Consider the following 22,830-nt stretch of genomic DNA (forward strand, 5'->3'; position numbering starts at 1 on the left):
GCTACCGGACGAGCCTGGAACGCGCTGTTGATGCTGCCTCGATCCTGATCCCGTCCGGGATGATGAAGTTAACGATCGGGGGATGCACTTCAGCACTCAGCACGACGACGGCGGTGGAACCGTCCGGGCTGCCGGTGCCGGGTGCTACGGCAAGGCCGCTGAACCTGCCGTAGGCGCCGTTCCGGCTCAGGTAGTCCGCTGCAACGCTCCGCACCCGGCCGCCGCTGAGGACCGCGGACGGACTGCCCCCGCCCGTCTCGACCTGGCCCAGCGTGTAGCTGTCCGCGGCTGCGACAGACGCTCCGTCCGCCGCGGACAGCAGCTTTTTGTGTTCCAGGTACAGGGAGGACGCCGCCATGACGGCGGTGGTGACCAGCAGCGCCAGGAGAACGTAGCCGATGATCAGGACCATCATCTGACCGCCCTCCCCGCTCTGGTCCCCGACTCTGTGTTGCACCGTCACCGGAACCGTCCCACAACCTGGGTGGCCGAGGCGTCCAGCCGGCTGGCATTGAGCTGCAATGAATCGCTGAAGGGTACAAAGGGCAACGGGACCGTCAGGTGGACGGTGATGGTGACGGCCGACCCCGGCGCGAGGCAGTCCGAGGGCTGGCAGCTTGCGTCCATGCTCGCGTTGTCCGCCGGATGCCCGTAGTCGGCGAGCGCGAGCATGACTGCCTGTTCTGCTGCCGCCCGGCCGCTTTGCGCGTCGGCCTGGGCAACGTAGACCTTGGCAGCCTGGTCGGCCGCGCCGACGACGGCGAAGGCACCGCCCTGGATCTGCCCCACGGTGATGATGAAGTACACGAGGGGAACCATCAGGAGGAGTGCGAGGAACGTGAATTCGACGACGGCGCTCCCCCGCTCCCCTGCCGTTGCGTCTGCGCCTGCTGCCGCGGGACACGGCCCGGGACGGGTGCCGCGGTCCAGGGCGGTCCGGCCCGCAGGCTCGGGGGTGGCAGCGACGCACCCGCCCCTACGGAATCCGCGTGACACCAGGGCCGGGGTACTAGGGCTGGATGGCAGCATGGCCCTTCACCTCCAGGGCTTCCCGGGGCCCGATCAGACCTATCACCGGCAAGGGTGCCCTGACCGTCACTTCAAGGGCGCGGATGCCTTGATATGTCACCTCCGAGGTAGTCACGTCCCGGGCAAACTCCGCGTTGAGCGCTATTCCGATCAGCTCGCTCGTGCGGTCTCTGGCATCAGCCGCGTTCCGGTCGGCGAGTGTGCCGTACCTGGCGCCCGAGGCCGCAGCGTCGATCAGCGTGTTGCGTACGTGCAACACGAGCGTCAGTTGGATCACCGCCAGGAAGAACATCGTGAGGAGCCCTCCGACCAGGACAAAGTCCACGACGGCGGAGCCTCGTTCCCGCCCGGATGGACCATCGCACCCTGACGGCTGATCCACCACATGGCAAGGCGGACCTTCTCCCATCCGACACGGCGCATCGTCCGCCGCGCGCACCGCCGCGGGCATGTGCTAGTTTCCGACCTTGTCCATGGCCTGGTTAAACAACCCCTCCAAGGCGGGGCCGGCCAAGGCCAGCAGGGCGGCCACGAGCACTGCCGACATGAGCGTGATCATTACCCAGCCCGGCACATCCCCTCTTTCCGGATGGTCCGTGCTGCGGGGAGGCATTCCACTTTTCCCGACGAAAGCCGCGGTTGTCCTGAGCAACAGGGCGAGGGTTTGGATCACGGCCAGGGCACGGATTCCGAGGTGTGTCATCGAGCTTCCATTCTCTAGTTCAGGCGGGTTTTCTCCCGGCAGTCCGGGCGGTCTGGATTCGGTCATAGACCGAGGCTGATGGCCGCGAGTCCGGGAAACACGGCGAAAATGACGGTCAACGGAAGGACGCCGAAGACCAAGGGAACCATCATGGCGATCTCTTTCTTTCCGGCCGATTCCATCAGGTCGCGTTTGGCCGTATCACGGACGTCTTGCGCCTGGGCCCGCAGGACGTCTGCTAGTGGCGTCCCGCGCTCCACTGCCACAATGATCCCGTCGACGAACCGCACCAAGGGGCCCAGATCGGTCCGTGCGGAGAATCGCTGCAGCGCTTCGACGAGCGGCTTTCCGGCCCGGGTTTCACCAAGCACCAGCTCAAACTCCCGAGCGAGTTCGCCGTGTGAACTCCGGCAGACGCGGTCAAGGGCACCAGTGGCACTTTCGCCCGCGCTGACGGCGAGTGCCATGAGCTCGGCGAGGCTCGGGAACTCCGCCATCATGAGCTTTTCGCGCCTCCTGGTCTGGACGCCCAGCCAGTAATCCCTGAAAAGGAACCCGCCGAGGGCACTGCCCAGAATGGCGACGACGGCAAGGAACGGATTGAACTGTCCTGATGCCGCCCCGATCAGGACCAAGCCGGTGGCGAGCACGAATCCCAGCACTGCCCACAGCAGCTGCTCGGCCCTGAAGTCGACGACAGACTTGCGGATGCCGGCCTGCGCCAGCCTCCGGCTCAACACTGACGAACCCAGGTTGAAACGCGTAAGGAAAGCGAATCCGTCCTTCAGCATAGGACGCAGTATCCGCTCCAACGGCCCGAACGGGGTGAGGTTGTCCGTGGAGGCCGACAGCAGCTTGGACTCCAGGTTTTGCGACTTCAGTTGCGGTTCGATACGTTCGGCGAAGCTCATTGGCCTCATGAACGGCAGCCGCACCACCAGGAGCCAGAGTCCGGCTCCGAGCAGGAGTCCGCAGATCACGGAAACAGCGGCGGGCGACGTCATCTCAGTACCCGTTCGTCTTCAGGCAGCGCACCGATCCGCAGCATGACGGAGTAGCAGATGGCGGACACCACGAGTCCACCGAGAAGCACGGCTGCCCCGGTCGCAGTGTTATAGGCGGCGACCGCTTCGGGCCGGGTGGCCAGCAGCACCATGACGATCCACGGTGCAGCCACTGCAAGCCGGGCTGCATTCACCGTCCAGGACTGCCGCGCCTCCAGCTCGCTTCTGGTTCGCGCGCTTTCCCGCAGGAATTCGCCCAAGGTTCCCAGCAGGCGGCCCAGGTCGGAGCCGCCCACTTCGCGGGTGAGCCGGAGGGCTTCGACAATCCGGTCCGCGACGGGATCTGCAAGCCGTTCCTTGAGCCTGTTGAGGGCTGGATCGAACTGGCCGCCGGCGCGGTAGTCGGCCCCGAAGTCACGAAATACGTGCCGCAGCTCCTCGGGCCCCTTCTCACCCAGTTGGATCAGCGCCTCGGGCAGGGACAGCCCTGCCCTGATCGCGGACCGAAGATGGTCAACGACGTCAGGCCACAACTGACGCAGGGTGGCCGTGCGTTTGCGGGCCCGCCATCTGACGACGGCCATTGGGAGCCATCCTCCAAACAGGCCGAAGCAGGCGGAGATGGGCCAGGACCTGGTCACCGCGAAGAAAACGATGCTGACGAACGCCGCCACGCCTACGCAAGTGGATACCAGGCCGAGCCCGGAGACGTTCTCAATCCCGGCAGCGCGCAGCAGGTCCTGCAACCGGCTGGACTGCGGACGCCGCTGAGCGGCCTGGGGCTGTTCCCAGGCGGACCACCAGATGAGGAACAAACCCGCGCCCAAAACCACCCCCAGCACGGGTGCCATCAGCGGACCTCCAGCAGGGCCGCCACGTCGAATCCTGCGGCGGCAAACTTTTCGACGGCGGGCATGGAGTTGGCCTTGGGTTGCAACTGGCCGTCGGTCATCGAGAAGACCATGGACGATTCGATGATGCCATTTTCGACCCGCCTTCCGAGTGACAGAACTTCCGTCACCAGGCGGCGGCCATTGGCCTGCCGGCTGCAATGGACCACCAAGTCAATGCACGAGGCGACCGTTGGCACGACGAAGGCACTGGAGATGTTGTCGCCAGCAAGGAGCGGAAGGGTGCACAGCTTGGTGACGGCGTCGTGCGCAGAGTTCGCATGGACAGTGCACATGCCGGGGAGGCCGGAGTTGAGCGCGATCAGCATATCCAGGCTTTCGGCCTCTCGGACTTCGCCCACTACCAGGCGGTCCGGACGCATCCTGAGGGCTTCCTTGACGAGCCTTCGCAGCGGGATTTCGCCCTCCCCCTCCAAGTTCGGTTGCCGGCACTGCAGTCCAACAACATCGCGCAGAGGAAACTGCAGTTCGAAGATTTCCTCGACCGTAATGACGCGTTCCCGTGCACCAATGCTGGCAGCGAGGCAGTTCAGCATGGTGGTTTTGCCCGCCTGGGTTGCCCCCGAGACGAGGATATTGAGTCCGCTGGCCACTGCGGCGCCCAGGAACCGGGCCGCCTGGGGAGTCAAGGTGCCGAGTTCCACAAGGTGTTCGAGCCGGCTGGCCTTGACCACGAACTTGCGGATGTTGACCGCCCAATGGCGCCGTGTCACGTCAGGAATGACGACGTGGAGCCGCGACCCGTCCGGGAGGGCGGCATCCACAAACGGCGAAGACATATCAAGCCGGCGGCCCGAGCTCTTCAGCATGCGTTCCACGAGGTCCCGAACCTGCTGGTCCGAAAGGCTCAGCGACGTGAGCTCAGATTCGCCGTTCCGTGCCACGTAGATTTCGTTGGGAGCGTTAAGCCAGATTTCCTCGATAGTGGGGTCATCCAGCAGCGGCTGCAGCGCCCCGAAACCGGCCACAGCGTCGTAAACATGCCGTCGGGCGGACTCCAGCGGGCCGATCGGCGGAAGCGGGCCCATGAGTGCGCGTTCGTCATAGTCACTGACCGCCGCCTCGACCAGGCGCCTGACTTCGCCGGCCTGCCGCAGCGGGTCCAGGCCACGGCGCCGGATCAGCTCGCGAACCTCATCCTCCACGATTCGAACAGCATCCATGCGTTCCCCCAAACGACTGCCGCCCCTGGCTGAGGCAGTACAACTGCGTTAAAGCTAAGGGAGCATACCCATGTCGGCCAAGTCACACGGGCCACGCTGTGGATAAGCAGGAAAATCGGACCAAATTTGATTCACATTAGTAACACCAGAATCACTAGTCGCTCCATGCACACTGGTGTTATGGTAGGCGCGTTAAGTCAGACATATCTCACAGTTCGGTACGTCCTGCGGGATTCAGCTGTAGATGCGACCTAGTGGCCTGCTCTTGGGAGCACGCCACTGTTCCGGAGCGAAAAATGAAGCGGACCCCAGTTCAACCCAAGCGTCGCTTACTGAGAAACGCTGGGCCGCTGGTACTGGCGTTGGCGCTGATGGCCGGACCGCTGGCAGGCACGTCGGGTGCAACGGAGCCTCTGCCATCGCCGGCCCCCACGGCGACCACATCCACGGGCACCGCAACCGCAGCACCCGAAACCGCAGCACCAGGCGCGTCCCAACCGGCCCCGCCGGCCACATCGCCGTCGCCCGTCCAGACCACCACCCAGCCGGCCGAGCCGGTGCCCACAACAACAAGCTCGGCGCCTGTCGTTCCCTTGGACCCCACCTCCGATGCTGGTCGGGCCGCGATGGCAAAAGCCGCCGGCCGGGGCGGCGCCGAAATGGGCCAGCGCTCGGCGCGCGTCAACGGAGCCACAAAACAGGACGGCGGCCAACTGTTCACAACACAGTCCCTGGAAACGCAGGGAACGTGGATGCCGACATTCGGGGTGCAGGGCCTGGACGTCAGCGGCCACCAGACATCCGTCGACTGGCTGCAGCAGTGGAATATGGGCGCACGGTTCGCCTACGTCAAAGCCAGCGAAGGCAACTACTACACGAACGAGTTGTTCGGCTCGCAGTATCAAGGTTCACGCAGCGTCGGAATGATCCGGGGCGCCTACCATTTCGCCATCCCGAACTGGTCCTCGGGAGCGGACCAGGCGCGCTATTTCGTCCAGAACGGAGGCGGCTGGACGGCGGACGGTTACACGCTGCCACCCGTGCTGGATTTCGAGTTCAACCCCTATGAAGGCCGGACTATCGACGGGTTCTACTTCGGGAATACTTGCTACGGAATGTCTCCGTCCCAGTTGACAGCCTGGGTCCGCGATTTCGGCAACACCATGCAGGCGCTCACCGGACGCCTGCCGGTCATTTATACCAACACCATGTGGTGGAAACAGTGCACCGGCGACGCCGCGGGATTCGGGAACTATCCCCTGTGGGTGGCCGCCTACCCGAGCTCTGCAACCAATGACGCCGGCGCCATACCGTCCAGCTGGGGCACCTACAGCATGTGGCAGTACAGCAGCACGGGTCCCTTCGCAGGTGACTCCAACGTGTGGAACGGCACGTACCAAATGCTGCAGCGCTTCGCGACCTACTCCGACGGCTTTGGCTCCACGTTCGTCAAGGGCCCCACCAGCAGCACAATCTTCCTGGTTAGCGGCAAGACCAAATACCCTGTGCCGGACTGGGCTACGTATCAGCTGTACATGAACGTTAGTTCCCTGGACCAAGTCAGCCAGCAATACGTGGACTCGCTGACGACGGGGAACCCCGTCGGCCGCTTCGCGCGCGGCTCCGACGGCTCCATCTACCTCATCGACGGCGGCCGAAAGTACCACGTGCCGAGCTGCACAGTCATGTACGACTTCGGCGGCGGCAGCTGCACCGGCTGGATCCCGCTGGCGGACAGCCAGCTTGCAGCGTATTCGGATAGCGGAATGCTGGCCAACGCTACTGCCTCCCCCTCCGGAAAGCTGTTCTACGTGTCCGCAATGACGAAGCGGGAGTTCTTTGACGTTGCCTCACTCAGCCGTGCCGGCCTCTCCTCGGCGGTCGTGAACCTGAGCGAGGCAGTAACAGCCTCCCTGCCGTATGCCAGCGCCGCCCCGATCGTGCGTCCGGACGTCATCGTTGTGGACCGAATCAGCCGCCAGCCCTACATGAATACCGCCGGGAAGCTCCTGCCCGTGCCCACCTCTATTTACTCCGAGAATGTCTGGGCCAATGGAATCAATGCGGCGGCCTTGGATCCACAGTCCATCGCCAAGCTCACCCAGGGCCCTGCCTTCACCGGTTTTGCCTCGAATGAAGCTGGCACCGCACGGTACGTGATCGGTTCGAGCTACAAATTCCTGATGACCGACGCATCTCAGTGGCCCGATACGACAGTCAAGTTTTCAGATGCCCTGCTGGGCGCAATTGGTACCGGGCCCACGATTTCCAATCCGACCTACCTGAAGTCGTCATCGTCCCCGGTTGTCTACCGGCGGGACAAGTCGGTTGCGCGGGAAGTCCCTGACATCTCCACGCTCACGCAGCTGGGCCTCGGCAAGATTCCCGCCATCTACTCCTTGACCCCAACCACCGTTCGTTCGCTGCCGAAAGGCCCGGCGATACTGCCCCTGGCCAAACTCACGGTCGGGGACACGAGTCCTGTGGTCTATCTGACCGACGGCCCCGACAAGATGCTGCAGCTGGAGGATTTCAGGATCACCAACAGCCTGGGCATCGGGGGCTACTCCCGCGTGCCGCAGTCAGCGCTGGCGCCTTACTCCTCCACAGCAACAGTCCAGCCCGTTGTGCGGTGCGCTTTGAACACCTATCTCGGATACGGCGGCGGCATCTGGAAGCTCCCGGCCACGACGGCAACCGCCCAGCTCCCCGCACGGACCCTTGAACCGTCCACCTGCACCGCTCTTCCCGCGGCGAGGGGAAACCTGGACACCACAGTCTTCGTCAAGGCCCTCGACTCGCCCATGGTCTACCTCATGGTCGACGGGACCAAGCGTCCGGTGAGCACCTGGACCCGCCTGGTGGAGCTGAACAACGGCAGCAGTTCGCCCGTGATTGCCGAATACAGCCGCAGCGCACTTGATCCGGTGCCCACGGGAAACCCGGCATAACACCAACCGAAATAGCCATTAAATTCAAAAGGCGGGTGTCCGGAAAATTCCCGGCCACCCGCCTTTTGTGGCTTGATCAGCCTGCGCTTTGATCCAGCAATTCAAGCAGGTACTTCCCGTAACCGCTCTTCACGAGCGGTTCCGCCCGCTCCTGCAGCTCGGCGTCGCTGAGGAAGCCCAGCCGCCACGAGATTTCCTCCGGGCAGCCGATGGACAGGCCCTGACGCTTCTGCACAGTGTGGATGAATTCGGACGCTTCGTTCAGCGAATCGAAGGTTCCGGTGTCCAGCCATGCGGTTCCGCGCGGCAGGATCTCCACCTGAAGCTTGCCCCGTTCCAGGTACACCCGGTTCACATCGGTGATTTCCAGCTCTCCGCGGGGTGAGGGCTTCAGGTCCTTGGCGATCTGCACAACATCGTTGTCGTAGAAGTACAGTCCAGGAACTGCGTAGTGGCTCTTGGGCTTGGCCGGCTTCTCCTCGAGCGAAATGGCCTTGCCTTCAGCATCGAATTCCACCACGCCGTAGGCGGACGGATCGGCAACCCAGTAACCAAACACCGCACCGCCGTCGATGTCCGAGAAGCGGCGCAGCTGCGTGCCCATGCCCCGGCCGTAGAAGATGTTGTCACCCAGCACCAGGGCAACCGGCCCGTCGCCGATGTGCTCGGCGCCCAAAATGAATGCCTGCGCCAGTCCATCCGGCGAGGGCTGCTGGGCGTACGTAATATTCACGCCGAACTGCGACCCGTCGCCCAGCAAGCGCTGGAACTGGTCGGCATCGTGCGGGGTGGTGATGATGAGGATGTCGCGGATGCCGGCGAGGATGAGCGTAGACAGCGGATAGTAGATCATCGGCTTGTCATAGACCGGCACCAGTTGCTTGCTGATGCCCAGGGTAATGGGATGGAGTCTGGAGCCGGTACCGCCGGCAAGGATAATTCCGCGCATGCAACCTATCTTTCCCTCTGATTCGAAGTCCAACCAAATCCGGTAACCTATGAAACTATGCAGCGACTTCTCGTAACCGGCGGCGCCGGATTCATCGGCTCGAATTTTGTCCATTATGTAATGGCCAACACGGACAACTATGTCACCGTCTTGGACAAGCTCACCTATGCCGGGAACCGTGAGTCACTGAGGCACCTGCCCGGGGACCGTTTCGCTTTCGTGGAGGGCGATATCGCCGATCCGTCCGTGGTCGACCAGCTCGTGGCAGACCATGACGTCGTGGTCCACTACGCAGCCGAGTCCCACAACGACAACTCGCTGCATGACCCGCGCCCGTTCCTGGATACAAACATCATCGGCACCTACACGCTGATCGAAGCCGCCCGTAAGCACAACAAGCGCTTCCACCACATCTCCACCGATGAGGTCTACGGCGACCTGGAACTCGATGACCCCGAGCGGTTCACCGAGAACACCCCGTACAACCCCTCGAGCCCGTACTCCTCCACCAAGGCGGGCTCGGATCTCCTGGTCCGCGCCTGGGTGCGTTCCTTCGGGCTGCAGGCCACCATCAGCAACTGCTCGAACAACTACGGCCCCTACCAGCACGTGGAAAAGTTCATCCCCCGCCAGATCACCAACCTCATCGACGGCATCCGTCCCAAGCTCTACGGCAAGGGCGAAAACGTCCGCGACTGGATCCACGCCAACGACCACTCCTCCGCTGTCCTGGCGATCATCGAAAAGGGCATCATCGGGGAGACGTACCTGATCGGTGCCGACGGCGAAAAGAACAACAAGGAAGTCGTCGAACTCATCCTTGAGCACATGGGCCAGCCCCGAGACGCATACGACCACGTCGTGGACCGCCCCGGCCACGACCTGCGCTACGCCATCGACTCCACCAAGCTCCGCACCGAACTCGGCTGGAAGCCGGAATTCTCCAACTTCGACGCCGGCATCGAGGACACCATCGCCTGGTACCGCAACAACGAGGACTGGTGGCGCCCGCAGAAGGCCGCCACCGAAGCCAAGTACAAGGAGCAGGGCCAATAAGCATGGAGTTTCAAAAGAAGCTCGCAGGCGCGGAAACGCCGATTCCCGGCGTCGTGGTCTACGACCTTCCGGTCTACGGCGACAACCGCGGCTGGTTCAAGGAAAACTGGCAGCGGGAAAAAATGATCGCTGCCGGGCTGCCCGACTTTGGCCCCGTCCAGAACAACATCTCCTTCAACGACAAAACCGGAACCACCCGGGGCATCCACGCTGAGCCATGGGACAAGTTCGTCTCCGTGGCCACCGGCCGGATCTTTGGCGCCTGGGTGGACCTCCGCGAGGGGCCGACCTTCGGTGCGGTCTTCACCGCGGAGCTCGATGCCAGCAAGGCCATCTTCATCCCCCGCGGCGTCGCGAACTCCTACCAGACCCTGGAGGACAACACCTCCTACGTTTACCTGGTCAACGACCACTGGTCACCGGAGGCCGAATACACCTTCCTGAACCTGGCCGATGAGACCGCGAACATCCCCTGGCCCATCCCCCTCAGCGAAGCGGAAGTCTCCGACAAGGACCTGGGCCACCCGCGCCTGGCCGACGTCAAACCCATGGGCCCCCGCAAAACCCTCGTTCTGGGCGCGGACGGGCAACTGGGCCGCGCCCTGCGCAAAGCGTACGACGGCGACGCCTCCGTCGAGTTCGCCGGCCGGCAGGACTTCGACCTCCTGGACCCGGAATCCTACACGGCACGGCACTGGGGCAACTACAGCACCATCATCAACGCCGCCGCCTACACCGCGGTGGACACCGCCGAAACAGGAACCGGACGCGAGGCCGCGTGGGCCATCAACGCCACCGCCGTCGGCCGGCTGGCCCGCATCGCAGCGGAACACTCCCTGACGCTGGTGCACGTCTCCAGCGACTACGTCTTCGACGGGACCCGCACCGAACACACCGAGGACGAACCGTTCACTCCCCTGGGCGTCTACGGCCAAAGCAAAGCCGCCGGCGACGCCATCGTCAGCACAGTCCCCCGGCACTACATCGTCCGGACCAGCTGGGTCATCGGAGAAGGTAACAACTTCGTCCGCACCATGGCGGCCCTGGCCGGCCGCGGCGTCCAACCCGCCGTCGTCGACGACCAAATCGGCCGCCTGACCTTCGCCACAGACATCGCCGACTGCATCCACCACCTGCTCCAGACCAAGGCCCCGTTCGGAACCTACAACCTGAGCAACGACGGCTCCCCGCAGTCCTGGGCCGAAATCGCCGCCGACGTCTACGAACTCAGCGGCGCCGAACGCTCCGTCGTTACCGGCGTCAGCACCGCCGAGTACTTCAAGGACAAAGCAGCCGCGCCGCGGCCGCTAAACAGCGTCCTGGACCTAGGAAAAATCAAGGCCACAGGATTCCGCCCACGGAACTCCAAAACCGCCCTCACCGAATACCTCAGCACAAGCCAGGCAACCGTTTAGCACCGCAGTAAAAGGCAAAGCCGGGCGCCGTCCGAAAGGACAGCGCCCGGCTTTGGCGTTAACTGGCCAAGCCGGCCTTTTCTGTCGAACCGCGGCGCCTGCGGGATGCAACAAGGTCACAAGCCGCCCACAGGACCATGCCGCCCACACCAACGCACCACAGGGCTACCCCTGCGGCCCAGCCCGGCGGCGTAAAGGAAACTGAAACCGTAGAGCCGGCCGCGTGCTCCGGAACATCCAAGGCCAAGAGGAATCCGTCGACAGGGGAAGTGATGTCCGCGCCGCTGGCGTGATACCCGGGCCACGGCAACCGGCCCAGGGCTGCGCGGCCGCCGCCGGAGGCAACCTGATCGACGCGAAGCGTGACCTCAGTGGCCGTGCGTCCGGTCTCGGTGAGCTTGGTGCCTGGCGACGTCCAAACGAGCCCGCCGGACGAGTCCGTTGGAACATCGCGGCTCCAGAGCGCTATTTCGCCGTCGTCGCTCACTTCGCGCCACCCTGCGGGCACGGATCGGACGGGCACGGGGTCCTGCCTTCCGACATAATTGTTGGAAGCTGCGGGCCGCTGATTTCCGGCAAAGGATTTCTTCAGGATTTGAATGTTGTCGATACCAAGTTCATCGGCCAGCAGCATGCCGGTTTCCCCCCGCCGCTCGAACAGGCGGTCCAGCAGTTCAACGCATGTCCCGCCCAGGTATCGCAGGCACAGAGCCTTGTTGTACTCCGTGTGCCCGATCAGCTGGTATCTGTTCAGGACCGAAGCGGGGCTGAGGTACCAGGTGTTGGCCATCAGGGTCCTGGACCAGGTCGACTCGTCCTGCGGGTAGTCGAGCGGGTCCCCGACCACCAGGACCTCCCCCTGGACATCTGCGAGGACACGCTTGGGAACGGCAGTATCCGCCGGCACGACGGAATCAGACAGCGGGCTCACGGCGGTTGTCCGATATTGCAGCAGGGTGGTCCCCAACGTCACGCCAAGACATACTACGGCGACGGAGGAAGCCATGGACATTTTGTCCAGCGGGAGTTTATTGCCACGCATCCGCCACCACAGCACGCAGATGGCGGCTATGGCGAGGACGCCGGCCAAAAAGACCGCGAGGTAGCGGTCGGGGTATTGGGCCCAGCCACCGTAGACACCGAACGCAATGGCGCCCGTGGCACCCAGCAGGGATAGCTTCGAGGGATGCTTGGCCAGAGCGTGGGAGAGCAAGACAACACAAAGAAGGATGCAAACCAGCGCCAGGTACGGCATAAAGCGGGCAGGATAGCGGAGGGGGCCCACGGTCGAAGGCAGCAGCACAAACACCAGGGAAAGGGCTGCGAAGAACAGGATGTCCCTGATCTTCGGTGCGTACGCCCGAATCCGGCGCCAGCTCAGGAACGCGACGAGCGGCAGGAACCAGGCTATGTACAGTGCCGGCGCAGGAGCGGAGAAGCCGCCCCACCACCACGACGGCATCATTGGGTAGGCAGTGGCGATGGTTGAGCTCAGGAGACCACTGAGGTCAACTCCCATGAAGTCGTCGTTGGCGATGGCAGTAGAGCTTCGCGTTGTCACTGCCGCGGTCAGGACGCCGGGCAGGTAAACCACGACGGCGACCAGGACCAAGCCGAACCCAACCGCCGCAGTGCGCCAGGCTGTCCCCCATCGGCGCTTCAGCAGGGCGTCCACGCCAACGGCCAGCAAAACGAAGCCCACCGCCACGGTTCCGGCCACGTACCCAATGGTGACCACGAGATATCCCGCCAGGAACGCCCAGAGCGGACTCCGCCGCCCCTCACTGGCCATCTTCAGCAGCATCCAGAAATAGGGCACGATTGACCACGCGATTTGCCCCGTGACCCACGAAGGGGCATCGAAGAACATGGTGAAGCCGTTCAAAGGCGAGGCGACCCCTGCCACCAAGGCCAAGGCGGGCGGAACCTTGAACGATCTGCTCAACAGATAGCAGCCCACGCCGCCGATGACCAGGAAAGCAATTTTGAGGCTGGTGGTTACTACAACGGCATCGGGGGCGAGGTAGACAATCACCCCGATGAGCATGACGAGCGGGTTCCAGGTTCCCCACTGCCCTTCGGCTGCATAGTTCCCGCTCGACCACACTTGGGGATTGAGGATCGGCACCGTGCCGGACAACAGCGATTCACCCAGGTGGTACCAGACTCCGTAGGCGCCGTTTTCGGTGTCATCCCAAAAGTAGAACCGCGGCGTCCAGATCAGCGGAATCAAGCTGAGGATTAGCACGCTGACTGCGGTGATGAGGACCCAAAGTAGCGGGCGCGCCGGCGCGTCTTCACTGTCTAGCATTAGTTCCTTGTCTTCATGTTCGAACCCGCATCACCGACTTCGACTGCCGGCATCAGAATCCGGCCAGGCGAAAGTACTCAGCCCGCTACCTTCCACAGGGTAATCGTGGCCGGCTGCCCGCCGTTGTTGTAGGCGGCCTCCGATATTTTCGCTCCATTGACCTTCCCCTGCCAGCCGCTGGGGCAGCCCGTGTCCGTTAGTACGTAGCGGATGTCCACTTTTTCCGCGGCGGGCTGGGCAAACGAGCCGTTTGCGCGCTGCACAAGGATCTCGCGAATGTCTTTTTCGTTCTTGGGCCACGCGAGGCCGAGGTTGTAAAACGCGGTGGGCAGGCCAGTCAGTGCTTTCACCCGGAACGGGCTGATGCACGGATCGAACATCACCAGCTCGGACGCCTGCCCTTTGGCGTCCACCGTGACGCGCAAGTCTGAGCCGGGTTCGGTGAGCGGCGTTGCAGCCGACTTTATCGCAAGTGCCTGCGGGTCGTTGAAACTCGCTGTGCCGTAGTCATGGACATAGTCCGAAAATTTTGAGTAGTCCGAGAGGCTAACGGTAAAAGCCGCCACGACCGCCACGCAGGCTGTCGCCACCACAATCGCCGGTGTGCGGCCGAAGCCGGCAGCTGGCCGCGCAGCAGAATTCGAAAGGCCGGGCGATTCAGCCGCCCGGGGCTGCTGTTTCCGGCCCGCGCGCCACAGATGCCAGCTCCGGACTGCGACTTGGCAGAACACCGGAACAGCGGCCGCTGTGACCATGGTGAAGCTGTCGATCCAGAAGCGGTACGGTTCCTGGTTCGCACCCCACAGGTCATTGCTGGCGACCACGGGCCAAGCGAAAGCGGAGCCGAGGGCGAACGCCAGCCACGCTTTGTTTCCCTGCACCAGTCCCGCCCAGAAGATCAATGCGAGCATGAGCAAAGGAACCAGCGCGCCCAAAATACCGGTCCAGAGCGGCACGCCCAGGGCATTGGATGACAGCTCCCGGTATGTCAGGAAGTCATCCTTGTCGGCCAGCCCCAGCAGGGTTCCGAGGATCGTCGGCGAAGCAGCCAGCGCCAGCGCTACACAGGCGGCGATGACGGGAATCTTGTTTTTCAGCAGGACCAGGATAAAGCCGGGCGCAGCGGCGAGAAGGCCCGCCATCAGGGTGACCAGAGGACCTGCCTTGGCAGCGATCGTTGTACCGCCCAGGAGCACTGCCACCAGCAACAAAAGGCTCACGGAACCGTGCCACTTCCGGCCGTACATCAACAGGCCGTAGGCGCCCGTTGCGTAGACAAGAAGGTACACGGCCGTTAGGAACGAGTATGTCTGCACATTCGCCAGCGCACCGACGGCGGAAGCGGCAACAATCACGACGGCGGTCCGGGTCTTGGCGCCAGCCGGCGCCCTGCCGTCCAGGAGGGGAAACGTCACGCCTATGAGGATGCAGATGGCGGTGACAGCAATGGAAAGCGCGGCGGATTCTCCATTGAGCGTGAATAGCACCCCGAAAGCGCCCCACAGAACACCGTGGTTGTCCAAAGAGTGGTGCCAGTTGCCGGTGGAAGCCACGGCGAACGTGCCGATGATGCTGGGCACAAAGCCGAGGACGCCCAGGACCGGCAGGCCGGTCAGGCGGATCAGCAGCCAGCTTATGGCCGCCACCATGATGAACTGAAACGCGAGGCCCGCAACCTGCCACGTGCCAATGATGTCCGTGTTGAACAGACGCGCCAGCAGCCCCAGGAAAACATAGTAAAGCCGGGGATAGTGGTTGGTGCCGGTTTCGGTGAACGGTTCGACCGCGGCCATGTTGCCGTTTTTGACGTTCACCGCGATGGCCAGGTAAGAGTACTGATCGTAAGGGAAGTACTGGCGGAAGTTGTGCCAGCTGAATCCGGTACTGGTGGTCAGCGGACGGACCTGGAGTACCCAGTACATCAGTCCGGACAAGGCTATGGCGGCGGCTGAGATCAAATGCTGCCAGCGGTTCCGAGAGTTGGTGGCAGCTGTCTGCTGTGTCATTCCGCTGGATACCCCGACATTTTTCGTTGAATTTCTGGGCAGCTTCCCGGAGGCTGCTCGGTTACAAGTAAAGATTCTAAGGCCTGCGGCCGCCGTGGCCGGCCTCCGGGGCCGGCCCCGCGTCACACTGCATTGTCGCCAAACCGGTAGACTCTGTGCACATGACCAATGCAGTGACAGGCTCTTCGGCCAGCACCCATCGTATTTCCGTCGTCGTACCTGTTTACCAAGGCGAAAAGACGCTGCCGGCGGTCGTTGCGGAACTGATGGGACTCGCGGAACCGCAAATTTCGCCGGCCGGCCACCGTTTTGTCATTGCGGAAGTCCTCCTCGTATTCGATCACGGCCCGGACGGCTCTGCGCAGGTCATCCGTGACCTCGTGGCACGCTACGACATCGTCCGCGGGGTGTGGTTGAGCCGCAACTTCGGACAACACCCCGCCACTCTGGCCGGCATGGCGTCCGCCGGCGGTGACTGGGTTGTCACCATGGATGAGGACGGCCAGCACGATCCCGCCGCTATCGGCCACATGCTGGATACCGCCATGGCCCGGCAGTCAACGCTGGTGTATGCGCTGCCCACCAATAAGCCTCCGCACGGATTCCTCCGGAACGCCGCTTCAAAGGGTGCGAAGAAGGTGGTGTCTGCACTCCTGTCGAGTAACGACGCACCCAACTATCAAAGCTTCCGGCTTGTCACCGGCGAGGTTGCCCGCTCCGTGGCCGCCTATGCCGGCAACGCCGTGTACCTCGACGTCGCGCTGGGGTGGATTGCTTCGAACGTCGCCACCTGCCCGGTAGCTCTTCGGGAAGAGGGGGACCGCGCCTCCGGCTACCGGCTGCGCACCCTGCTGTCCCATTTCTGGCGCATGGTCATCTCCAGCGGCACGCGCGGGCTCCGTCTGGTCAGCCTGATCGGGGCATTGTTCGCGTTCCTCGGCATCTGCCTTGCCATTTACCTCTTCATTTCCTACCTGACGGGACACGGCGCGGGGCAACAGGGATGGACGTCCACCATGATCGTGATCCTCATCAGCACCGGAGCCATTCTGTTCTCCCTGGGGGTCATCGCCGAGTACGTCGGCGTCAACGTCAACATGGCCATGGGTAAGCCCGCCTACCTGATCGTGAGCGACCCTGCCGTGGGTCCCCTCGGAAAGACCGGCACCGTGGCAGCCGCCACGAATCATGGAACAGCCGCAGCATCCGGGGGAAACACGCCCAATGCCTGATCCGGTATGGGTCGTCGGCGCAGGCGGCCTGCTGGGACGCGGCCTCGTCTCCGTACTCAAGTCGAGGGGCCATGACGTACTCACCTCCTCAATTCCCTGGAACGACGCTGCCGCTGCCAAAGCGGCCCTGGCCGCCGGAGCCGAACAGCTGAGGACCCTCGCTGACGGCAGACCCTGGGTGATCGCCTGGTGCGCCGGCGCCGGCGTTACCGGAACATCGCAAGCCGAGCTGGACTCCGAACTCGACGTGTTCAAGGCCGCACTGGATTCCATTGCCGGGATCCTGTGCATGCCCGGTTCCGCACCCGGCCGGTTTTTCCTGGCCTCGTCGGCCGGCGGCGTTTATGCCGGCGCCCCTGATCCGCCGTACTCCGAAGAGAGCATCACCCAGCCGCTCGCCCCCTACGGTTTTGCCAAGCTTGCCGCGGAAGGCGCCGCCACCGCGTTCGCGGCAACCTCAGGCACCCGCGTGTTGATTGGCCGGGTTGCCAACCTCTACGGGCCCGGACAGAACCTGGCCAAGCCCCAGGGCCTCATTTCAGTCTTCGCGAAGGCCTACCTGACGGGCCAACCGGTTTCTGTCTACGTTTCCCTGGACACGCTCCGCGACTACATCTTTATTGACGACGCCGCGGCCCTGATAGCCGATTGCCTCGACCGGCTGTCCGGGTCCGACGTCGTCGCAGGACAGACGGTGACAAAGATCATCGCCACCCAGCGGGCAGACACCATCGGCGCGCTGATTGGCGCATGCAAGACCGTCTTTAAGCGCCGCCCGCGCATCGTCCTCGGAGCATCGCCGTTCGCCAAGGCTCAGGCGCACGATCTTCGGTTGAGGTCGGTGGTTTGGACGGAACTCGACAACCGCCAGTTCACTCCCCTGCCGGTGGGAATCGACGCGACGGTCCGGGACATGCAGACACCGAGAAGCGCCTCAGGCTCCTGGTAGCGGAGCGACGACTTCGTCCGCCTGCTTCCAGCTGAAGCGAAAACTGGGTAATCCGCCCCGTTCGGTACCCTAGATGGAGCGTTAGCAACAGAAAGAGACCGTGCCGAGTTGAATATTCAAGAACGACCCACAGCGGCCAGGACCGGAAATCCTGGGTGGCTGTGGGCCCTGGCCACGCCGGTGGCCACCATCCTGGCTGCGTTAGTGCCGGTCATTTTCAACCACCGGTTTTACTTCTATGACGACACCCAGATCGGCGCCTACCCCATCTGGCGCGAAATCGGCGAAATGCTCCGCTCAGGTCAATGGCCGTTTTTCAGCGCCGAAGGCTGGCAGGCCGGCAACTACGCTGCCGAGGGCCAATGGGGCATCTTTAGCCCCCTGACCCTGGGCATAGGCCTGGCGTCCACGTTTTTCACTAACGCCCTGGTTTTCTCTACCCTGGTCAAAGTCGCCCTTCTGGCCACAGCCAGCATCGGTATCTACCTGGTCAGCCGCAACCTTGGTGCCCGGGCGCCGTGGGCCTTTGTGGCCGGAGTCGCCTCCACCCTTGCCGGATTTACCGTCTACCTCGATTCTCCGTCCTGGGTGACAGGACTGATGGTGTGGGCTTTCCTGCCTTTTGTCTGGTGGTCCTTGCGAAGGATGTGCTACCAGCAGAAGTCGCCCCTGCCCGTTCTGATCTCCGGCTACTTCCTCGTCACGGTCGGTTATGTCCACGGCACCATCATGATGGTCCTGCTGTTCGTCGCCGTCATTGTCGAATTGCTGGTGCGTCGGAAGTGGAAGCCCCTCGTGAAGACCGTGTCTGCCGGTGTCCTCCTGGGTCTGGTGGCGTTGGCCGTTTACCTCCCGGGAGTCCTCACCCTGCGCAGCACCGCGCGCACGCAAGTGGTCGCCAACACCAACTTCCTTACCGTTGACCTCACTGGCCTGGCCGGATCGGCACTTCCGAGCAATCTTCCGCAGGTTGCTTCTTGGTGGTGGGGTCCGTTCGCTCCCGCGCCGCTGACCTACATAGCGTGGTTCCTCCCGCTGTTTGCCCTGGTCAACTTCCGGCAGTTGCGGCGCCTGACCCCGGGAATTGCGAGTGTCCCGGTGTTCCTGCTGCTGTCATTGATGCTGACGCTGGCTCCCAGCGACCTTGGACCGCTCCGGACGCCCGTCCGGTTGATGCCGTACGTCTGCCTCGCCACCATCGTGCTCTTATGCGTCGCCCTGTCATTGGCACGGGTCCGCAAGGTCTCCGGCGTGCGCTGGGTCAGCACAGCCGCGGTGTTCATTGGGAGCGTTTACCTGGGGTGGACGGGCAAACCGGAGCTGTGGACCGTCAGCGCACGCATGGTGCTCATCATGGCCGTCGGATTTGCCCTGACTGCGGTGGCACTGCGCCTGATCCGCGCCAAGTCGAAGGCCGACGGAGTGGTGGCGGCTGTCCTGGTGGCGACATCCCTTGCGTTGGCCTTCCCGCAGCATTACTACTTTCCCAACCCGCCCGTTCAGGACTTCAAACTGCCCGCGGATACGTCGAAGTACTCCACACAGCTCTCCGGCGCCAAGGGGCAGGCGGTCGTCGTGGGTACGCCGTCCGCCTTGGACCCGTCGATCTGGACCGAGTCCCTTGTCGGCAACATGTGGTACCTGAACCCCGGGTCAGTGCACAACCTCTACAGCCCCATCCAGAATGCGGCCTATTCGAAAGACCTCTGCATTGCTTCCCGCGGTGAGACGTGCAAAGAACTCAGCACCAAGCTGTTTGAAATCGACCCGACGTCGGGCAAGCCGCTCGCAGACCTCCTTCGCGTGGACACTGTCCAGATAGTCCGGGATGCGGCCGACCCGAACGGTGCCGAACTCGCCAAGGCGGTCCCGCCGTCGGGCTGGTCTGTTGCATCCCGGACTCCGAATACGGTCATGTGGACGCGGAACGTGCCCCTCGGGTCGGTAGGCGCTCCCGTCTACGCGTCCGAGGGCACTGAAATCGAGCCGGTGTCCAACTCCAGCAGCCAGGTCACTTTCAAGGTGGACGAGGTCCCCGCTTCCGGCGGGACCGTGACGCTGGGCCGCATCGCGTGGCCGGGTTACACGGCTGACGGCGCCACCATCGTCGATCCGCTCCGTGGTTACCTCCTGACGGTCAACGTGGCTCCGGACATGGCCGGCAAAACCGTGACCATCTCGTTCCAGCCGCCAGGATGGACCCTCGAAATCGCTTCCCTGGCTGCCGCACTTCTTCTTGGTGCCGCCTGGTCTGTGGTCCATGCGCTGCGCGGCCGACGGCGGTCCGGCTCACCTGACGGGCCGTCGTCGTTAGCTGACCGCCCGGCCGGCAACTATCCGAGCGCTTCCGCGCCCCATCCCTCCCCCGATCCCTCGCTCCGCTCCGGCGGGGCAGAGCCGGAATACGCCTTGAGAAAAGAGGACAAATAGTGGCTTCCCATCCGCCAACAGCGGACGAGCCGGTGCGCGGAATCCATTCCGGCCCGCCCGGTCCGCTGATGAAAATCGTCAAAGATCAGCGGGTTGCTTTCCTCCTCGTCGGCGGCGCCAACACCGCCTTCAGCACGGGCCTCTTCATTGTTTTGGCCTTGGCGTTCCCGCAGGCTCCCTCTTTCATCCTCTTGTCCGCGTCGTGGACGGTCTCGCTCATCGCGGTCTTCTTCGTCTACCGGAAGCTTGTCTTCCGCGTCAAGGGACATGTCTGGCTGGACCTGGGCCGATTCGCGCTCGTCAACCTCACGTCCCTGCTGGTTAACATCGGGCTGCTCTCACTGTTTGCTGACCTCCTGCAGTTCCCAAGGATCCCGACGCAACTGGCCATCACCCTGTTGTCCGTAATCATCAGCTACTTTGGGCACCGGCACTTTTCATTCCGGCGTAAACATGCACCGGAGCACGCACAGACCGCCCCCATAAACGGCACTAAAGAGGAAGAGACGGCATGAATCCGAAAGTCTCCATAGTCATCCCCGCTTATAACAATGTGCAGTACATTGCTGAAACGCTTGATTCAGTCCTGAACCAGACCTATGACGACTATGAGGTGGTCATTGCCGACCATTCGTCAGTTGACGGAACGACGGACGTCATCAACGGATACAGCGGCCACCCGAAGCTCCGCATCCTCAGCCCCACGCCCGTCGGCGGCGGTGCCCAGGCCAACTGGAACAGAGTCAGCGCCGAAGCCAGGGGTGAGTACGTCAAGCTGGTCTGTGGCGATGACATTATTGCACCGACGGCACTCGCCGAGCAGGTGGCAGCTTTCGAAGCGCATCCGACGGCGGTCCTGGTAGCCAGCCAGCGCGATCTGGTCGACTCCAGCGGCGAAGTATTCATCAAAAGCAGGGGCCTTCAAGGCATCTCAGGACTGGTGAGCGGGGCAAAGGCCGTCCGGGCCACGGTTGTGGCCGGTTCCAACATCTTTGGGGAACCGGCGTGTGTTATGTTCCGCCGGGACCTGCTTGAGAAGGAAGGGGGCTGGGACAATACCCACCCGTACCTTATCGATGAGGCGACGTACGCCCGGATCTGCTTCCACGGTGACGTCGTCGCAATCCGTCGCAGCCTGGCCAAATTCCGCATCAGCGCCAGCCAGTGGAGCGTCCGACTGGCGAGGCAGCAGTCAGATCAGGCCATCGCGTTCCACAACCACGTTGCGCGGACGCACCCGGGTGTCCTCAGCCGTTTTGATCTGCTGACTGGCAACCTCAAGGCTGTGGCCATGTCCTATGCCCGCAGGCTGGCGTACATGCGGCTACGCAAGCGCATGGGCCATGAACACGCGGTGGAAAGTACCGTCTAGGACGATTTCCGGTCGGCCGCGCCATGGATGTGGCTGTGGCCGACCTCGGGATCATCAACGGCCCGTTCCGGGATTTGCTGGGTCGACATCACACGCATCTTACGGCGGGCCGGTTCTTCGAAGAACCGCCACAGGCAGTAGCCAAACACGGACACCACGGCCGGTATCAGGATGAAGCCGAGCTTGGCCCCCACCGTTCCCGTGCCGAGGGTCGCCGGGAATGTCATCTGCAGCTTCCAGAAGATCTCAATCAGCGGCATGTGCACGAGGTAGATGCTGTAGGAGGCCATTCCGCCCACCACCAGCGCTTTACTGCCCAGGACCTTTGCCACGTGCCGGTCGGCCATTCCCAAGGCTCCGACAATCACCACGAGTACAGGGATCAGCAGTCCTATGTAACGCGGCCGGGCAGTGAGATCCATCCAGTAGCATCCGGCAATAATGACGGCCGTCGCCAGAACAATGATGTGGCTTGCCATCAGCCGGTTCCGGGCAGTGTCAGGCACCCGCCGGACTATGTAGAACATGAGCGCCCCGGCCATAAAGGCACACAGGATGCGGAGCAGCCACATCCAGCCGGCGTAGAGGCCCAGCACGTAGGAAAAGAACACGACGGGAAACAAGAGCACTCCGGCCATGATCACCAGGGAGCGGGTGCTGAGCGACCTGTTGAGGCGGAAGATCAGAAGGACCATCACGGGGAACAAGAGGTACGCGAATGCCTCGGCCGAGACTGACCACGCGGCTCCGTTCCAGGTCAACCGGTCAAAACCGGGCTCAGTCCACTGCACCACAAGCGTGAGTTGGCGCAGGAAGCTGCCAACGCTGTAGTCGCGCACATCTACAGGATCGTCGCTTTGCCGGGCGAGAAGGATCCCGTGCCATATGGCGGCGAACACCAGCATGAATACATACGCCGGCCAGACACGCGCCAGGCGAGCCCACCAGAACTTGACGGTGGCATTACGATCCAGCCGCCACCCCATGCGCTCACCGTAGTTCAACGCCAGCACATAGCCGCTGAGGGCAAAGAAGAGGTCGACGCCGAGCTCCCCGTGTGCAAGAACCGGGCCGATGACGTGTCCCAACCAAGGAAACTCCGAGGCGATGTTGCCGCGAACGTGGAACAGCACTACCCACATGGCCGCTACGATGCGCACGCCGGTCAGTGCGTGGACCTGTTGTACTGCGCGGGCAGCCGTCTCGGGTGGCGTCTGTAACATCACATTTTCCGGCATGCAGTTCCTCTGCGTTATCAGGGCGGGATTCCCTCGGGACTTTCGCTGGGTCCGCGCCTCAAGGGCACTCTTTCTAGAATACCGGATCGCCGCGCACAGTCGGCGACATAG

19 protein-coding genes are annotated in these 22,830 nt (G+C 63.2%); 8 read left to right on the top strand and 11 right to left on the bottom strand.

Going from position 1 to position 22,830, the window contains the following annotated elements; translation table 11 throughout:
• Position 1: 1 nt before the first annotated feature.
• The 7 genes from AC1MDG_RS13475 to AC1MDG_RS13505 form a co-directional block, all read right to left on the bottom strand.
• Entirely contained in the window at positions 2–415 is a 414-nt protein-coding gene (locus tag AC1MDG_RS13475; protein WP_479804406.1) for a pilus assembly protein TadG-related protein, read from the bottom strand.
• A 44-nt stretch (positions 416–459) separates the two neighbouring features.
• On the bottom strand, positions 460–1,029 hold the full coding sequence (locus tag AC1MDG_RS13480) for a hypothetical protein (protein ID WP_479804408.1): 570 nt from the start codon (positions 1,027–1,029) through the stop codon (positions 460–462).
• Complete coding sequence (locus tag AC1MDG_RS13485; protein WP_479804410.1) at positions 1,010–1,438, bottom strand: TadE family protein; 429 nt, start codon at positions 1,436–1,438, stop codon at positions 1,010–1,012. The genes AC1MDG_RS13480 and AC1MDG_RS13485 overlap by 20 nt, the downstream gene beginning before the upstream one ends.
• Positions 1,439–1,483: 45 nt before the next feature.
• Entirely contained in the window at positions 1,484–1,732 is a 249-nt protein-coding gene (locus AC1MDG_RS13490) for a hypothetical protein (protein ID WP_043482611.1), read from the bottom strand.
• Positions 1,733–1,794: 62 nt separating this feature from the next.
• The gene (locus AC1MDG_RS13495) at positions 1,795–2,736 is read right to left on the bottom strand and encodes a type II secretion system F family protein (RefSeq protein ID WP_479804412.1); all 942 of its coding nucleotides are present in this window, start codon (positions 2,734–2,736) and stop codon (positions 1,795–1,797) included.
• Positions 2,733–3,587 carry a type II secretion system F family protein gene (locus AC1MDG_RS13500; RefSeq protein WP_479804414.1) on the bottom strand — a complete coding sequence of 285 codons (855 nt, stop codon included), beginning with the start codon at positions 3,585–3,587 and terminating at the stop codon, positions 2,733–2,735. The genes AC1MDG_RS13495 and AC1MDG_RS13500 overlap by 4 nt, the downstream gene beginning before the upstream one ends.
• Complete coding sequence (locus tag AC1MDG_RS13505) at positions 3,587–4,810, bottom strand: TadA family conjugal transfer-associated ATPase (protein WP_479804415.1); 1,224 nt, start codon at positions 4,808–4,810, stop codon at positions 3,587–3,589. Before AC1MDG_RS13505 ends, AC1MDG_RS13500 begins: the two co-directional genes overlap by 1 nt.
• Before the next feature lie 752 nt (positions 4,811–5,562).
• Between AC1MDG_RS13505 and AC1MDG_RS13510 the strand changes: the two genes are divergently transcribed.
• Positions 5,563–7,761: a lysozyme gene (locus AC1MDG_RS13510; protein ID WP_479809101.1), complete on the top strand. Its 2,199-nt coding sequence runs from the start codon at positions 5,563–5,565 to the stop codon at positions 7,759–7,761.
• A 76-nt stretch (positions 7,762–7,837) separates the two neighbouring features.
• On the opposite strand, the gene rfbA is transcribed toward AC1MDG_RS13510, so the two are convergent.
• Complete coding sequence (gene rfbA, locus AC1MDG_RS13515; RefSeq protein WP_209750865.1) at positions 7,838–8,710, bottom strand: glucose-1-phosphate thymidylyltransferase RfbA; 873 nt, start codon at positions 8,708–8,710, stop codon at positions 7,838–7,840.
• Positions 8,711–8,767: 57 nt separating this feature from the next.
• Between rfbA and rfbB the strand changes: the two genes are divergently transcribed.
• Together rfbB and AC1MDG_RS13525 are read left to right on the top strand one after the other, a co-directional pair.
• Positions 8,768–9,766 (top strand): dTDP-glucose 4,6-dehydratase, encoded by a 999-nt coding sequence (rfbB, locus tag AC1MDG_RS13520; protein ID WP_479804417.1) that lies wholly within the window; start codon positions 8,768–8,770, stop codon positions 9,764–9,766.
• Positions 9,763–11,181 (top strand): sugar nucleotide-binding protein, encoded by a 1,419-nt coding sequence (locus AC1MDG_RS13525; protein ID WP_479809102.1) that lies wholly within the window; start codon positions 9,763–9,765, stop codon positions 11,179–11,181. Before rfbB ends, AC1MDG_RS13525 begins: the two co-directional genes overlap by 4 nt.
• 58 nt (positions 11,182–11,239) lie before the next feature.
• Here AC1MDG_RS13525 and AC1MDG_RS13530 read toward each other — a convergent pair whose 3' ends face one another.
• Both AC1MDG_RS13530 and AC1MDG_RS13535 read right to left on the bottom strand, forming a co-directional pair.
• Positions 11,240–13,492 (bottom strand): glycosyltransferase family protein, encoded by a 2,253-nt coding sequence (locus AC1MDG_RS13530; RefSeq protein ID WP_479804419.1) that lies wholly within the window; start codon positions 13,490–13,492, stop codon positions 11,240–11,242.
• 77 nt (positions 13,493–13,569) lie between these two features.
• Positions 13,570–15,498, bottom strand: a complete 1,929-nt coding sequence (locus AC1MDG_RS13535; protein ID WP_479804421.1) for a hypothetical protein — start codon at positions 15,496–15,498, stop codon at positions 13,570–13,572.
• Positions 15,499–15,659: 161 nt separating this feature from the next.
• Between AC1MDG_RS13535 and AC1MDG_RS13540 the strand changes: the two genes are divergently transcribed.
• From AC1MDG_RS13540 to AC1MDG_RS13560, 5 genes are all read left to right on the top strand, one after another.
• A complete protein-coding gene (locus tag AC1MDG_RS13540) occupies positions 15,660–16,730 on the top strand; it encodes a glycosyltransferase (protein ID WP_479804423.1) in 1,071 nt (356 codons plus the stop codon).
• Entirely contained in the window at positions 16,723–17,679 is a 957-nt protein-coding gene (locus AC1MDG_RS13545) for an NAD-dependent epimerase/dehydratase family protein (RefSeq protein WP_479804425.1), read from the top strand. Before AC1MDG_RS13540 ends, AC1MDG_RS13545 begins: the two co-directional genes overlap by 8 nt.
• Positions 17,680–17,787: 108 nt before the next feature.
• Entirely contained in the window at positions 17,788–20,109 is a 2,322-nt protein-coding gene (locus AC1MDG_RS13550) for a hypothetical protein (protein ID WP_479804427.1), read from the top strand.
• Positions 20,109–20,624, top strand: a complete 516-nt coding sequence (locus AC1MDG_RS13555; RefSeq protein ID WP_479804429.1) for a GtrA family protein — start codon at positions 20,109–20,111, stop codon at positions 20,622–20,624. Before AC1MDG_RS13550 ends, AC1MDG_RS13555 begins: the two co-directional genes overlap by 1 nt.
• Entirely contained in the window at positions 20,621–21,481 is an 861-nt protein-coding gene (locus AC1MDG_RS13560) for a glycosyltransferase family 2 protein (RefSeq protein ID WP_479804431.1), read from the top strand. Before AC1MDG_RS13555 ends, AC1MDG_RS13560 begins: the two co-directional genes overlap by 4 nt.
• On the opposite strand, the gene AC1MDG_RS13565 is transcribed toward AC1MDG_RS13560, so the two are convergent.
• On the bottom strand, positions 21,478–22,719 hold the full coding sequence (locus AC1MDG_RS13565) for an acyltransferase family protein (protein ID WP_479804433.1): 1,242 nt from the start codon (positions 22,717–22,719) through the stop codon (positions 21,478–21,480). The genes AC1MDG_RS13560 and AC1MDG_RS13565 overlap by 4 nt on opposite strands.
• Positions 22,720–22,830: the final 111 nt, after the last annotated feature.

It is taken from the genome of Arthrobacter sp. AIWTK1, assembly GCF_056680535.1.

Coding starts and splice junctions, on each gene's coding strand:
- AC1MDG_RS13475 (WP_479804406.1), bottom strand. CDS start 415: ATGATGGTCCTGATCATCGGCTACGTTCTCCTGGCGCTGCTGGTCACC.
- AC1MDG_RS13480 (WP_479804408.1), bottom strand. CDS start 1,029: ATGCTGCCATCCAGCCCTAGTACCCCGGCCCTGGTGTCACGCGGATTC.
- AC1MDG_RS13485 (WP_479804410.1), bottom strand. CDS start 1,438: ATGGGAGAAGGTCCGCCTTGCCATGTGGTGGATCAGCCGTCAGGGTGC.
- AC1MDG_RS13490 (WP_043482611.1), bottom strand. CDS start 1,732: ATGACACACCTCGGAATCCGTGCCCTGGCCGTGATCCAAACCCTCGCC.
- AC1MDG_RS13495 (WP_479804412.1), bottom strand. CDS start 2,736: ATGACGTCGCCCGCCGCTGTTTCCGTGATCTGCGGACTCCTGCTCGGA.
- AC1MDG_RS13500 (WP_479804414.1), bottom strand. CDS start 3,587: ATGGCACCCGTGCTGGGGGTGGTTTTGGGCGCGGGTTTGTTCCTCATC.
- AC1MDG_RS13505 (WP_479804415.1), bottom strand. CDS start 4,810: ATGGATGCTGTTCGAATCGTGGAGGATGAGGTTCGCGAGCTGATCCGG.
- AC1MDG_RS13510 (WP_479809101.1), top strand. CDS start 5,563: ATGCCGACATTCGGGGTGCAGGGCCTGGACGTCAGCGGCCACCAGACA.
- rfbA (WP_209750865.1), bottom strand. CDS start 8,710: ATGCGCGGAATTATCCTTGCCGGCGGTACCGGCTCCAGACTCCATCCC.
- rfbB (WP_479804417.1), top strand. CDS start 8,768: ATGCAGCGACTTCTCGTAACCGGCGGCGCCGGATTCATCGGCTCGAAT.
- AC1MDG_RS13530 (WP_479804419.1), bottom strand. CDS start 13,492: ATGCTAGACAGTGAAGACGCGCCGGCGCGCCCGCTACTTTGGGTCCTC.
- AC1MDG_RS13535 (WP_479804421.1), bottom strand. CDS start 15,498: ATGACACAGCAGACAGCTGCCACCAACTCTCGGAACCGCTGGCAGCAT.
- AC1MDG_RS13540 (WP_479804423.1), top strand. CDS start 15,660: ATGACCAATGCAGTGACAGGCTCTTCGGCCAGCACCCATCGTATTTCC.
- AC1MDG_RS13545 (WP_479804425.1), top strand. CDS start 16,723: ATGCCTGATCCGGTATGGGTCGTCGGCGCAGGCGGCCTGCTGGGACGC.
- AC1MDG_RS13560 (WP_479804431.1), top strand. CDS start 20,621: ATGAATCCGAAAGTCTCCATAGTCATCCCCGCTTATAACAATGTGCAG.
- AC1MDG_RS13565 (WP_479804433.1), bottom strand. CDS start 22,719: ATGCCGGAAAATGTGATGTTACAGACGCCACCCGAGACGGCTGCCCGC.